Origin of the sequence: Pedobacter soli (assembly GCF_900101435.1) — a bacterium.
In the GTDB taxonomy this organism is placed as follows: Bacteria; Bacteroidota; Bacteroidia; order Sphingobacteriales; family Sphingobacteriaceae; genus Pedobacter; species Pedobacter soli.
In genome coordinates this window covers 338,142-352,526 of the sequence record NZ_FMZH01000004.1, presented here as the reverse complement: position 1 = coordinate 352,526, position 14,385 = coordinate 338,142, and the positions used below count along the sequence as shown (strand labels likewise).

Below are 14,385 nucleotides of genomic sequence, written 5' to 3'. Positions count from 1 at the left end.
TATTATTCTTCATGCAATGCAATAGCCGGATGAATGCCTGCAGCCTGTTTACCGGGATATAACGAGCAGGCAAAAACCAACAGGTAAATAAACAAAATAGACAGCAACATGGCCACGATATATACACTTGCCGGAATATTAAAAACGCTGAGTAATGGAAACTGAATGGCAAAAAAGCAGCCTACCATGAGCGACATGGTTGCCAAAATCATGGCCTCCATTACCAATTGAAGGCTTACTGAACTCCCACTGGCACCTATGGCACGCCGCAAGCCAATTTCGCTTCTTCTTTTATTAATATTGTACCATAAAACGCCGAACAAGCCTAATGCTACGTTGATGATGAGAAAACTGGCAATGATGATAAAAATAACCATCGGGATAATGGTGACTTCATTTTTAGCATCGCGCATTTCGCTCAGGTGCTGTATTTCGACCGAATTTTTCATTGTATTGGTCATGAACTTGTATAACTGGCTTTCGAAAGTAGCATCGGCTCCATCGCGAACTTTAACCAATATGTGGCTGTTATTCCTGAAGTATCCGGTGTCCAGGCGGGTAAACATGGCGTTACCTGCAGGCCAGAAATCGCCATTTGCTTTAATATCCTGCACTACGCCAATAATCTTCATTTTTTCTTTATCGTCGTAATCGCCAATCAGTTTACCTATGGCATCGCCTTCACCAAACATTTGCTTTTTCAGCGTTTCGTTAATAATGAAGTTTTTATTTTTAGTTACCGCATCTTCTGGTAAAAACCATCTGCCGGCAACCAGTTTAATGTTCCATACCTTTTGATAGTCGGCTCCCACCACATAACTGTTTACGGGATTAAACTTCTTACCGTTTGAATTCAATCCGGTACTCATGGTACTGTTTGAGTATGGGAAGTTAGCCCCCGTATAAGTTACTTCTTCAATCTGCGGCATCGCTTTTAACGATTTATACAAATTATCGTAAAAGATGTTGAGCGAATCGCGGTTTTTGGTTAACAAGCCATTATCATAACTGATTGACCATACTTTTTTATAGTCAAAACCAAGTGGTTTGCTGTAGTTCTGGTAGTAGAAGGTAAGAAAAGAAAATACGGCAAATATTACCATAAAGGAAACGAGTATTTCGGAGAGGAACAGGAAATTCTGCTTCCTTTTGTTCCATATTAATTTAAATAAATGTCTGAACATCATAATGGTTTCGATTTGAGATTATTGCGCTTTAAGTGCTTTCACTACATTTAATTTCGACATTCTCCATGCCGGATAAACGCCAGAAATTAACCCAAAAAACACGCAGGCAATAAAACTGTAAAACAATACGGTTAGATTCATGCTAAGGCGCATATTGGAAATTACATTTGCACCGTTAATGAGGTAAATGGCCAACAAGGAAAGTATGATGCCGATAATGCCTCCTAAAAAAGTCAGGATCATATTTTCGACAATAAACTGGTAAACCAGCGTTTTAGAGGAAGCCCCGAAAGCCTTACGAACGCCGATTTCTGATGAACGTTCCATGATACGAGTAACGTTAATGTTAACCAGGTTAATGGTTGGTAAGAGCAAAAAGAGCAATACAAAAATACTCATGATGGTAACCACCCGGGTTTTACCATTATTGGCACCATCGCCTGCTATTCTACGCGTCATTGAAGAGAAAAAGGGATCGGCATTACTGTATACCCGGTCAAAATCTTTAGGTATGGGTACCCTCCGCATCATCTGCTGAAATTCCTTTTGCATTTTAGGCACATCAGCTTTACTTTTAGCCAGCAGTACGGCGTTATAAGGGCCCATTAAATCAGGTTTATTGTAATCTGAAGTCGACACGGTATAGGGCAGGTACATATCGCCACTTAAGCTGTTTACGGTTTTAGAAACATTAGCCACTACACCAATTACACGGTAATTGACATTATCAGCCGAGATATACCGGCCAATTACATTGCTTGCATCACCAAAATAAGCTTTCCGGGTTTCCTCTGAAATAACAGCCACCTTATCGGCATTATCTATTTCCTTTTGCGAAAAAGGTTTACCTGCCAGAAAGCGATATTCGAGTACATTCCAGTAATCGGCATTGGTGTATTTATAGGCAATAACAATCTTTTTATTGTTAACATAGGCGTTTGAAGCTTTGGGATTAGATGAAATAGCCATCTTATCTACATTTTTCAAGGTCGAAACATAATGACTGAAAAAGTAATAAGAAACGTCGCTACGGTTCATCCAGCCTTCTTTGGTGTTTTTATATTCCATACTGCTTACATAGAGCGAGCGTTCGCGCTTTAGATCAGGGTAATCGGGACTTAAAACTTTATCCATAAATGCAGTGGTAACCATTAAAATAGTTAGCGTAAAGCTGATTCCGAATAAGCTGACGAAGGTGAAAAACTTTCTCCTTTTGAGTACAGCTATGGCGATTTTGAAGTAATTTTTTAACATAGCTGTATTTTATTGAACCTGAGAACCATCGAAAAGTCTAACCAAGCGGTGTGTTTTATGCGCCATATTTTCATCGTGTGTAACCATCACAATGGTTGTACCTTCGTTCTTATTCAGATTAATGAGGATATCCATAATTTCATTACCCATTGCACTATCCAGGTTACCGGTAGGCTCATCGGCCAGAATAATTTGCGGATTGCCCACAATGGCCCTGGCAATGGCTACACGTTGCCGCTGACCACCCGAAAGTTGCGTAGGAAAATGTTTTAAACGGTTGCTTAACCCAACTTTTTCTAAAGCTTCAGTCGCCAGTCTTTTGCGTTCTTTAGCTGATGAGTTGCGGTACAGCAAAGGCAATTCTACATTATCAAGCACCTGCAAATCGTTAATGAGGTGGTAGCTTTGAAAAATGAAACCCAGCTTTTCGTTACGGAATTTAGCGAGTTTCTGATCGGAATAGCTACTGATATCCTGACTATCGATCTGTATATTGCCTTTTGAAGGCTCATCAAGCAGGCCCATGATATTGAGCAAGGTACTTTTACCACAGCCAGAGGGGCCCATAATGGATAGAAATTCGCCTTTGGCAATATCGAGGTTGATGCCGTTAATGGCCAGCGTTTCTACAGTATCGGTCCGGTAAACTTTTTTAATGTTCTGTAAGCGTATCATAATTTAAGGTAAGGTTATAAATATTATTTAATAGGTGATTTTTTTATTTTTTTCAAAGTCGTAAAGGGATAAATAGCGTAATTGATAATAGGCGGCCCAGAAATCGCGTAGCGAAGAAACATAATCGCGTTTGGCGCGATCATTTTCCTGAAAGGCAATGCTAAGATCAGTAATGCTTAAATTGCCCAACACATAACGTTCGCTCGCTATTTTGTACTTTTCTGCCGCAATTTTTTCGGCCTTATCAGTTAATTGTATTTGCTCTTTCATCATGTTAAAAAGCGTAACCTGGGTGACAATTTGTTGTTTAAAAGTCTGCTTATCCTGCTCTACTGCGTAAATGGTAAACTGTTCGTTGGCCTGGGCAGTCTTAGTGCGCGATTTAGACCTGCCCCAATCCATTACCGGGATAGAAAGCTGCAGTTCTACCGATTGCTGGTTCTTAGGTGAGCGATAAACATCGAAAGCATTGGTTGCTGCATTTGAATAACCCAGATTTGCCCGCAAAGTGGCCTTTAACCCATTTTCGCCTTTAGCCTTGGCTACATCACGCCGGGCTTCGGCAAGTCTGCGCACAAAGCCAATGGCATCCGAGCGGTTTTCGTAAGCCTCGTTTAGCACCTTTTCGGTAGCTACACTCATTTGGGTCACCACTGTGGGCATATCCAGTTTAATTCGGTCATCGCCTTCTATACCGGTGTAACTTCTTAAATTCAGCGTAGCAATTTCTACATCGCGTTTGGCTGTACCTACTGCTTTTTGCGCATTTAAAACTTCTAACTGCAACTGCAGGATTTCATTTTTGGAGATTTTACCCAGTTCAAATTTGGTATCGGCAATGGTTAAAATTCTTTGCGTATTGGCATAATTCAGGTCGGCAATATCGAGGTTAACCTGAGCCAGCAGCAAATCGAAAAAGTATTCGGTTACCGTAACCGATATTTTCTCCTGCGTTTCGATAAAAACCTGCTTGCTTTCGTTAAATTTTAGAGGCTCGATTTTTTTGTCCCATTTTAAGGCATTGAACTGCAGCAAAGGCTGAGTGTAGCCCAAACCGTATGGAATACCGTTATAAAGCACATTTTTACGATCGAAATCACTGAAACGCTGCAATTGTGTAGTGCCATAAATGGTTCCGCCTGTTGCGGCAATACTCTGGCTGAAATCTAAAGTCAGCGAAGAATTATCATAATGTACCGGTTGAAAAAGAATGGTTCCGTTGGGCTGTTGTACCTGGGTATAGGTTTTGGTATAACCCGGCAATACACCTGATAAAGCCAGCTGAGGCTGGTAATTAGACTTGAAGGTACGCCATTCCCAATACCTGGTTTCTTTAACGGTAATGGCCTGTTTTGCAGCAATTGAATTGGCTTTAGCCATTTCTACCACCTGCGGCAAGGTAAGTCTCAATGTATCGTTTTTCGGATTGGCAAAAACCCCGAAACCGATCCACCACAACAAAGGCATCATTAAAAATTTCTTTGCCATAACTTAGTTGCTAATGGTTACCGTTTTCACATTTTTATAATCGCCCATATCCGAAGTAATGATTTCATCGCCAGCTTTTAAGCCGCTTAAAACTTCTACATAATCGAAATTGCTCAGGCCTGTTTTTACGCTCCGGCGTTCGGCAATGCCATTTTTAAGCACAAAAACCTCTTGCTGGTTGCTACCATTAAACGCCGGACCATTAGCCACCCGCAAAACACCGTTACGCGTAGCGGTAACCAGAAAAACGTCTACTTTTTGGTTTGGCCTTAACACCTTGCTATCTTTCTGGTTCAACTGAATATCGAACGAAACAATTGCATTGTTTACCGCAGGCGAAATATTGACGATGGATCCGCGCAACTGCGTATCGCTCACCCTGATAATGGCTGTCATGTTGTTGTGAATCTTATCCAGCAAATTATCAGACATGCTACCTGCCACTTTAAAGCCACTTAAATCGGCAATGCGCACCAGTGCATCACCTTCGTGCACCGCCGAACCGATATTTTTATTAACCCAGGTAATTACGCCGGGCCGGGTAGCAATCAAATCGGCCAGATCGAGCCGGCGTTTCAGGGCATCAAGATCATTCCGTTGAATGGCCAGGGCAATTTCGGCTTCCCTGATCTCGATTTTCATGGTTTGCTGCTTGCTTTTAATTTCGTTCTCGAGCTGGAGTTTTTCGAGTTCAGCTACCTTCAGCTCCAATTCGGCACGTTCTACATCTTCTTTGGTACCACCACCGGCTTTAAGCAACCTTTTGGCCGATGATACCGCGTCGGTAAGGTTACTGATGCGCAATTGTTTAATACTGTTATTGGATTTGATATCAAAAAAACTCTTCTCCAAATCGAGTTTGAGTTTACTGATCTCGTTTTGTTTCGATTCCATCTGGAACTGAAGCTTATCATAATCAGTTTGGCTAACGGATTTATCGAGTGTTAAAATCGACTGGCCCCTGGTAACCTTGTTGCCGGCATCCAGCAAAACATTTTTAATCGATGCATTGATCGGGCTGGTTAAAACTTCTTCAAATTCGGGCAGCACCTCTCCTGTTGCGTTGATGGTATTTTCAATTATCCCTACCTCTACCTTTGCTGTGGTAATATCTGCCAGGGTTAACACCGGCTTGAAATAAAATCTAACCCACCAGATACCCGCAATAATTACCAGCAGGATGACACCAGCAATGATGTATTTTTTTTTCTTCTTTTTTGCTAAAACGTCTTCGGCAATGAGTGTGTCCATTTAAATATTTTTAGCACATCCATTACAAGCAGAATACCAAAGTTAAAACACTTAAATACTGATAGTTACATTTTTAAAGAAAACAAAAAATGCCCGATATCGAACGTTTTGTTCTGTATCGGGCAAAAAATAACGGAAGATGATTTTTTAAAAATACTGCGATTTAATCTGCAAACAGTAATCCTAAATTATGTATCAGCATTAACCTGTTGTGCTAACAGTAATTTGTTATATTGGCCACAATTTTTATTGATATGACAAAATTAATCATGACCTGCATAGGCTGGCTGGGTGTACTGCTTTGTACTTTAGGCTACCTTTTACTGAGTTTAAAAGTTATCAAAGCAGAATCGTGGACCTTTCAGTTGTTTAATGTTGTAGGTGGTTTATGCCTGGCCATGACTGCGCTTGATACCAGCGATTTGCCTAATGCAGCAGCCAACCTCTTGTGGATGAGCATTGGTATTTACGCACTTGGCAGGCAGTTAACCAGCCGAAAACGTACTAAAGCGGCTTAACTGCTTATGCCCAAAATCTGATAAGCCTTTTGCTTGTAATAGTCGAGTCGCTCGGTATAGGCTTTCTTATCACTTTCTAACGAAAGGTAGAAATACGCACCATCTACCAATACAAAAATCAGATCGGCAGTAGTTTGCGGATCTTTAATTGAAGTAACGCCCTTTGCGTTACATACTTCGATCATTTCGGCCAATCCTTTACGCAACGAATCCAATATCAGTTTATATTTCGCTTTGATCTTTTTCTCCCTGAAAGCCAGCGCATAAAAAGTATAGAACAAGCCATCGTCAAAAAGCAAATTCCATTTTTTAGAGAATAGCATTTCTACTGTTTTCTGAAGATCTTCAAGTCCGGGTTCTCCTTTATCTTTAATTGCATAAATGAGTAAATACCGCTCCAATATGTAATCAATTAAAGTATAACTGAGGTCCTCTTTAGTTTTAAAATAATGGATAATTAAACTTGGGTTAATATCCATCACCTTGGCAATTTTAGCGATTGAGGTGTTTTCGTAACCTTCCTTTTTGGCTACCTGATAAAAAACTTTAATAATTTCCAGTTGCCTTGTCTCTTTTAGGCTTTTCCTTCCCATAGTGCTGTTAATTTAATGGCGCAAACTAACCAAATGTAGCAGCATTCGCAAAATTATTTTTTGATATAAATTAAATGAATGTTCAATCAATATATTAATTTAGATTTAACTTAACCTTAATATGATATGTTCAATTTAGCGGCCGCCAAAAAGCAACTATCACATTTAAACCAAACCATTATCAAACAAAATGAAAAGAAAACTATTATGGATTTTTGCGCTGCTGATTTTATCCGCAGGCGCCTTTGCCCAGGGAATTACCGTAAAAGGGGTAGTCTCTGATGCAAAGACTAAAGAAACCCTCCCTGCCGTAAACGTTTCGGTAAAGGGAACCAATCTGCACCTGGCAACCAATGTCAATGGTGCATATACCATTAACGACCTTAAGGCCAATGCCGTTTTAATTTTCACTTATATTGGTTACAAGCAACAGGAAATTACACTAAACGGGCAAACTAAAATAGATGTAGCCCTGATGCCTGATTATGCCAACCTGGATGAAGTAGTAGTTGTTGGTTTTGGTACCAAGAAAAAAATCAACATTGCAGGTGCCATCGATCAGATTTCGGGCAAGCAACTTGAATCGCGACCGGTAACCAATGTGCTGCAAGGTTTACAAGGGATTAGCCCGGGCCTGAACATTACCTATGCCGGTGGATCGCCAGGTGCTTTACCTAACATCAATATCAGGGGCTATACTTCCATTAATGGTGGTTCTCCTTTAATTGTAATTGATGGTATTCCGGCTACAAGCAATGATGATATGCTGCGCTTAACTCCCTCTGATATTACTTCATTTACTGTGCTACGCGATGCAGCTTCATCTGCCATTTATGGTGCAAGGGCAGCTTTTGGTGTAATTTTAATCACCACCAAACAAGGCGCTGCAGGTAATAATGTAATCAGTTACAATACTTACCTGTCGTGGGCCAAACCTACTTTATTACCAAAACCAGTGACTGACCCTTACATTTTTTCCCGGGTATTGGAAACGGCAACGGATAATACCCCCTGGGATTACGTAAACTATTCTGATGAGTATTACCGCTGGGCCAAAGAAAGATCGGATAATCCGTCTATAGCCGATACCAGATTGGACCCGAAAGACCCAACCAAATGGGCTTATATGGGGAGTAACGACTGGTATAACTATTTCTTTAACGATGCCAGTTTATCGAAAAGCCATACTTTAACCTTTTCTGGCGGAGCTACAGTTAACAACAAGCCCCTAACCTATTATTTATCTGCCGATTACGCTAAAGATAACGGATTGAATAAGTTAACAGCCGATTACTGGGATCGCTATGGCTTAAGATCGAAAGTAGGTTTCTCTCCCATTTCGTGGCTTAAAGTAGATAACAACCTGAACATTTACGAAACTAAAAGGGCATTACCAAACTCAAGCATTACCGATCTTTATTACCTGATGCCAACCGATGTGGCTAAAAACCCGGATGGTACCTGGGCCAATACAGCTGCCGGTAAACTGGCTGCGAAATTGGTAGATGGCGGAAACAGTCTGCAAAATATGTTTGGTTTCCAGAACATCACCACTGCAACCGCTTTGTTCTTAAATGGCGACTTACAGGTAAATGCCGATGCATCTTTTAAAAGAGAACTTTGGAAAAGCCATGCCGATGCTAAAAAATATAAAATCGGTTATGGTCCTAACGATATTCGCGAAGAAGGGGGAACAGGTTCTGTAAGCGAGGGAAATGGCTACTTGTACAATAATGCCTTTAACTTATACACTACCTATAAAAAAACAATTGGCGATCACTTTTTTAGCGCCATGGTAGGTTTTAACAGCGAAGATTATAATTACTCGACTGTAAACGCATCAAAACAAGTGTTGATTTCTTCTTCAACACCTTACCTTTCGCTTACCAGTGGCGCAGCTACTGCAACAGGCGGTTACTCAGCTTATGCTACCAACAGTGCATTTAGCCGTTTAAACTATACCTACAAAAACAGGTATATTTTAGAAGCCACAGGCCGGTACGATGGTTCATCGCGTTTCCCGGTTGAAAGACGCTGGGGATTCTTCCCATCAGCTTCTGCAGCCTGGATAGCGAGTGCCGAAGAGTTCTTTAAACCATTGGCACCAGCCTTTAATACGTTTAAACTACGTGCTTCTTATGGCGATTTGGGTAACCAGAACGTAGGCGATTTTGGTTATATCCAGTCGTTGGCTACGGGTACTTCGGGCTACCTGATTGGTGGTGCAGGCCAAAACCAGATTATTACCGGAGCGCCGGGCTTAAACGTTGATCCACAAACCTACACCTGGGAAAGGGTATCGACCTTAAACATGGGTACTGATATTGGTTTGTTAAACGATAAACTTTCTTTCACCTTCGATTACTACATCCGTGATACGAAAGGAATGTTAACGGCGGGTCAAGAATTACCTGGTGTGTTAGGTACAGGAGTACCCAGACAAAATGCTGCCGATTTACGCACTAAAGGATGGGAACTTTCTGTATCATACAGAGATAAGTTTACCGTTGCCGATAAGCCGTTCAACTTCGAAACCAAAGTATTCCTTGCCGATTCTAAGAGCAGGATTACCAAATTTAAAAACGACCAGAACCTGTTTTCAAACTACCGCGAAGGACAGGATATTGGCGAGATCTGGGGATTAGAGAACGATGGAGTTTTCCGCAGTAAAGCAGAAATTGCCGCTTTAGATCAATCTGCTATTATTCCATGGGGAGCGTTATCTATTGTAGAAGGCTGGCCTAAATACGTAGATCAGGATGGTAATAAAAAAATTGAGCGCGGTTTAAGTGCCAACGATCCGAAAGATTTAAAAATTATTGGTAACAGTACTGACCGTTATACCATAGGAGCCAACCTGAATATGGACTGGAACGGTTTCGATCTTTCGATATTCCTGCAAGGGGTATTAAAAAGAGACTTCTATCCCCACCACTACCTGTTCTGGGGACCTTACCAACAGCCTTATGCAAACGTATACCCATGGAACCTCGATTTTTACCGTGCTACAGCAGATTCGCCAGAGCAACGTGCCAAACATTCGGCATCGTATATTGCAGCAGGCCTTGCCGATGCCAATACCGACTCGCAATATCCGGTACTACAATCGTGGTTAGCTGATGCCAACTATGGCGCCGGATTGGATATTCCACAAACCAAATACCTGTTAAATGGTGCTTATTTAAGAATCAAAAACGTATCATTGGGTTACACCTTCCCTGCCAAATGGACTAAAAAGGTAAGCATTAACCGCTTACGCTTATTTGTTACAGCTGATAACCTTTATGAGTTTTCGGCGATCAAGAAATTTATCGATCCTGAAGCCGTTAACCAGGGTCCATCGGCCTGGGCCTACCCTTACCAACGCAGATACGCTGTGGGTTTAAACCTTGATTTCTAATCCGATAAAGATTCACCACATTCAAAAACAACTAAATGAAAAAGTACGTATATATATTGCTAATAGGCGTTGCAGGTACATTTGCGGCCTGTAAAAAAGGTGAGCTGGACCGTTATCCGCAAACCTCTATTTCGCCCAATCTTTTCTTCAATACGGAAGAAGATTTATCCCTATACATTAATGGTTTGCTATCGCAACCCGACCGCAATAGTTATCTTAACGATCAAAGTACCGATAACGTAGCTACAACCGCTGCTGTTGAAGTAAAAAACATCATGTTGGGTACCGCCAATGCCCAAAACATTACCACAGGCTGGAGCTGGAGCCGACTGCGTAATATCAATTATTTCCTCGAAAATTATAAAAAGGCACAGGTTACCTCAGCCATTAAAAACCATTATGCAGGTCTTGCCCGTTATTACCGTGCTGAGTTCTATCTCGATAAAATAAAACGTTTTTCGGATGTACCCTGGTACTCAGGAACTTTAGAGCCTGGTGATGACGATCTATACAAACCCCGAGATCCACGTGCACTAATAGCCGACAGCATTATGGCCGATTTAGATTTCGCTTATAAAAATGTAAGAGAAAGTGTGCCGGTTGGTACTCTGGGCAAATGGGCGGTAGCTACCTTATACACCCGTGCAGCTTTATATGAAGGTACCTATCGCAAATACCACAATGAACTGAACTTAGCTGGCAGTGCTAACACCTTTCTACAAACTGCAGCAAGGGTTGCAGGCGAAATGATAGCCGCAAAAAAATTCAGCATTTACAACACCGGTCGCCCAGATCAGGATTATGCAACTTTGTTCTCAAGTCAGGATTTAACTGGAAACAGCGAAGTAATTTTAACCAACATTTTCGATTTGAGTAAAAGCAAGGGACAAAATGTTAACAGTGTAGTATTTGGCGATTACGAGCAGGCTCCCGCCAAAGATCTGCTGCTTACCTATCTGATGAAAGATGGTTCGCGTTTTACTGATATTGCCGGTTATGCCCAAAAGAGTTTTGTAGAAGAGTTTAAAAACCGCGATCCACGCATGGCGCAAACCATGGTTTACCCTGGCTGGACAAGAGTTCCTGATGCAACGCCATACATTCAGCGTTTAAACAAGAACTTTACTGGTTATCATCAACTAAAAGGTTACGTGAACAGTACCGATAACAACATTTTAAACGGGGTTGATTTTCCGGTGTACCGTTATGCTGAAATTCTGTTAAGCTATGCAGAAGCACTTGCTGAGCTAGGCACTTTATCGCAATCGGATTTAGATCAGTCGGTAAATTTATTGAGAAAAAGAGCAGGTATGCCCGATCTTAATTTAGGTGTAGCCAACGCCAATCCTGATGCTTTGTTGCAACAACAATATCCAAATGTAACAACCAATGCCGGTGTAATCTTCGAAATCAGACGCGAACGCAGGGTAGAATTTGCTTTCGAAAACTTAAGATATGACGACCTGATGCGTTGGAAAGCTGGTAAATTATTAACCAAAAGCCCTGAAGGGATGTATTTTGCAGGTTTGGGTAAATACGACCTTACCGGCGATGGTGTAGATGATATTATTTTAATCGACCGCACTGCTACCGTACCGGGCGAAGATCAGAAAGAGAAAAACTCATTGGGTGTAAAATTGGTTTATTACCGCGCCGGAGCCATTGGTACCGATGCAACTGTTTACCTTAAAGCTGGTAATGGCGGTGGTAACATTGTAACCGAAAGTGTAATCAGGAATTTTGAAGAACCTAAATTCTATTATCGTCCTATCCCACAACAACAAGTTACCCTTAACCCTAAACTTAAACAGATTTTTGGCTGGTAAACCATGGATATCAAAAGAAGAACATTATTAAAAACTGTAGGATTGACTGCCGGTGCTTTAGCAACCGGCAGTCTTCCTGCTTTAGCTACAGCTGAAGCAGCAGATCATAACAAAAATAAAAAACTGGCCTTAACCGTGGCGCACATTACTGATGTACACATCCGCCCTGGCGACAATGCCCCTGAACGTTTTAAAAACTGCTTGAAACAGGTTATTGACCAGCATAAGCCAGATTTTTTCTTAAACGGTGGAGATTCGATTAACGATGCTTCGTATGACAATGTAGTACGTAACCAGGTTACCGAACAATGGGCCATTTGGGACGATTGCCTTAAACAAATTGGCAAGCACGAGATATACAGCTGCATAGGCAATCACGATCCCTGGTGGAAAGCGCCTGAAAAAACTGATGAAATGTACGGTAAAGATTATGTAGTTAAGCGCTTAAAAATCCCGAACCGTTATTATAGCTTTTCGAAAAAGAACTGGCACTTTATCATTTTAGATGGCAATAACAGTAAAATATCGTTGGATGAAGAACAGTATAAGTGGCTGGAACAGGAATTGGAAAAATTACCTGCGGCTACGCCTACGGTAATCATGTCGCACTACCCCATCCTGGGTACTACGCAGGTATTGGTTGGTGGTGGCCATTCGGATGCTAAAAAACTAAAAGATTTGTTTTACAAGCATCGTGATAAGGTAAAAATCTGTTTAAGTGGCCATAACCACCTATCTGATCATACCACCTATAATGGCGTGCTTTATTGTTGTAATGGCGCCATGAGCGGTTTTTGGTGGGGCAAAGGCGATGCAGAATCGGCCGGAACAGGTTATTATCTCGAAACCCCGCCGGGATATGCTATATTAAAGCTATATACTGATGGAACTGTAGAAAACACTTATTATCCGCACACTTTTTAGACCTAACCAAAAATGAAGCTATTAAAAATTGCTATTTTGACTACCTGTATAGGTTTACCGGCTATTTTGCAGGCACAACAACGCCAGCAAAAAGTGGTTTACATTATCGCAGATGGCATACCTGCAGATGTGATGGAACGTGAAAACCTGCCTAATTTTAAGAAAATCATCACGGCGGGTTCTTACTCACGCATGCATGTGGGTGGCGATAAAGGCACCTATAACGAAACACCAACCATCTCGGCCGTAGGTTACAACAGTTTACTTACCGGTACCTGGGTTAATAAGCACAACGTTCCGGATAACGACATTAAAGCGCCTAATTACAATTACCAGCATATCTTTAAATTGTTTAAAGATCAATATCCTGAGAAAAAAACAGCTATTTTTTCGAGCTGGACGGATAACCGGACCAAACTACTGGGCGATGGACTGGCTGGAACCGGTAACTTTAAACCCGATTATGCTTTTGATGGTTACGAACTGGATACCGTACACTTTAAGCACGACAAAAAATCGGCTTACATGCATCAGATTGATGAAGAAGTGATTAAAAAGGCTGCCAATACTCTGCAAAACAATGCCCCAGACCTATCGTGGATTTACCTCGAATACACAGACGATATGGGACACCGCTATGGCGACAGTCCAGAATTTTATAATGCCATTGCCATGCTTGATGTACAGGTAGGAAAAATCTGGGATGCTATCCAATATCGCGAACAGAAATTTAAAGAAGATTGGTTGATTATCATTACTACCGATCATGGTCGAGATGAAAAAACAGGCCGCGGTCACGGCGGGCAATCAGACAGGCAAAGAGCTACCTGGATGGTAAGCAATTATAAAAACCTGAATACATATGCGCAGTACTTCGATTTGGGCGTTGTAGACATTATGCCATCTATAGCCCGTTATTTAAAAGTGAAACTTCCTGAAAGTGTTTCGCAGGAAATTGATGGCACACCGTTTATTGGGCCAGTGTCTTTAGCTAACCTCAAAGTCAACCCTATACAGAAACACCTCGATATTACCTGGAAAGCACTCGAAAAAAATGGTAAAGTAAAAATCTGGCTTGCTACCACTAACGATTTCAAAACCGGCGGAAAAGACAATTACCATTTGCTGGCAACTGTAGATCTGAACCAACAGCACTATTTTGCCGATTTAAAAGATTACCCGGCTACCTTTTATAAAATTATTGTAGAAGGTGCTGATAATAGCCTGAACAAGTGGGTTAGTGTTAACTAAGAAAAAAAGCATCGAGTA

11 protein-coding genes are annotated in these 14,385 nt (G+C 41.3%); 5 read left to right on the top strand and 6 right to left on the bottom strand.

Features of this window, described 5'->3' with window-relative positions:
- Positions 1-2 precede the first annotated feature (2 nt).
- Genes BLR37_RS11010 through BLR37_RS10990 form a run of 5 tightly spaced genes read right to left on the bottom strand, consistent with a single transcriptional unit; the run spans position 3 to position 5,855 of the window.
- The gene (locus BLR37_RS11010) at positions 3-1,187 is read right to left on the bottom strand and encodes an ABC transporter permease (protein WP_244154639.1); all 1,185 of its coding nucleotides are present in this window, start codon (positions 1,185-1,187) and stop codon (positions 3-5) included.
- An 18-nt stretch (positions 1,188-1,205) separates the two neighbouring features.
- On the bottom strand, positions 1,206-2,441 hold the full coding sequence (locus BLR37_RS11005; RefSeq protein ID WP_090768491.1) for an ABC transporter permease: 1,236 nt from the start codon (positions 2,439-2,441) through the stop codon (positions 1,206-1,208).
- A gap of 9 nt (positions 2,442-2,450) precedes the next feature.
- Positions 2,451-3,116 (bottom strand): ABC transporter ATP-binding protein, encoded by a 666-nt coding sequence (locus BLR37_RS11000; RefSeq protein ID WP_090768488.1) that lies wholly within the window; start codon positions 3,114-3,116, stop codon positions 2,451-2,453.
- Positions 3,117-3,143: 27 nt separating this feature from the next.
- Positions 3,144-4,604 (bottom strand): TolC family protein, encoded by a 1,461-nt coding sequence (locus tag BLR37_RS10995; protein ID WP_090768485.1) that lies wholly within the window; start codon positions 4,602-4,604, stop codon positions 3,144-3,146.
- Positions 4,605-4,607: 3 nt separating this feature from the next.
- Positions 4,608-5,855: an efflux RND transporter periplasmic adaptor subunit gene (locus BLR37_RS10990; RefSeq protein ID WP_090768482.1), complete on the bottom strand. Its 1,248-nt coding sequence runs from the start codon at positions 5,853-5,855 to the stop codon at positions 4,608-4,610.
- 254 nt (positions 5,856-6,109) lie between these two features.
- Between BLR37_RS10990 and BLR37_RS10985 the strand changes: the two genes are divergently transcribed.
- Positions 6,110-6,373, top strand: a complete 264-nt coding sequence (locus BLR37_RS10985) for a CBU_0592 family membrane protein (RefSeq protein WP_090768478.1) — start codon at positions 6,110-6,112, stop codon at positions 6,371-6,373.
- Here the strand turns inward: BLR37_RS10985 and BLR37_RS10980 are convergent.
- Complete coding sequence (locus BLR37_RS10980; protein ID WP_039472308.1) at positions 6,370-6,966, bottom strand: TetR family transcriptional regulator; 597 nt, start codon at positions 6,964-6,966, stop codon at positions 6,370-6,372. The genes BLR37_RS10985 and BLR37_RS10980 overlap by 4 nt on opposite strands.
- Before the next feature lie 190 nt (positions 6,967-7,156).
- On the opposite strand from BLR37_RS10980, the gene BLR37_RS10975 reads away from it, so the two are divergent.
- Genes BLR37_RS10975 through BLR37_RS10960 form a run of 4 tightly spaced genes read left to right on the top strand, consistent with a single transcriptional unit; the run spans position 7,157 to position 14,367 of the window.
- Positions 7,157-10,366, top strand: coding sequence for a SusC/RagA family TonB-linked outer membrane protein (locus BLR37_RS10975; protein WP_090768475.1), 3,210 nt, complete (start codon positions 7,157-7,159; stop codon positions 10,364-10,366).
- Positions 10,367-10,401: 35 nt separating this feature from the next.
- Positions 10,402-12,192: a RagB/SusD family nutrient uptake outer membrane protein gene (locus BLR37_RS10970; protein WP_090768473.1), complete on the top strand. Its 1,791-nt coding sequence runs from the start codon at positions 10,402-10,404 to the stop codon at positions 12,190-12,192.
- Positions 12,193-12,195: 3 nt separating this feature from the next.
- Positions 12,196-13,116 (top strand): metallophosphoesterase family protein, encoded by a 921-nt coding sequence (locus tag BLR37_RS10965; protein ID WP_090768470.1) that lies wholly within the window; start codon positions 12,196-12,198, stop codon positions 13,114-13,116.
- A gap of 12 nt (positions 13,117-13,128) precedes the next feature.
- On the top strand, positions 13,129-14,367 hold the full coding sequence (locus tag BLR37_RS10960; protein ID WP_090768468.1) for an alkaline phosphatase family protein: 1,239 nt from the start codon (positions 13,129-13,131) through the stop codon (positions 14,365-14,367).
- Positions 14,368-14,385: the final 18 nt, after the last annotated feature.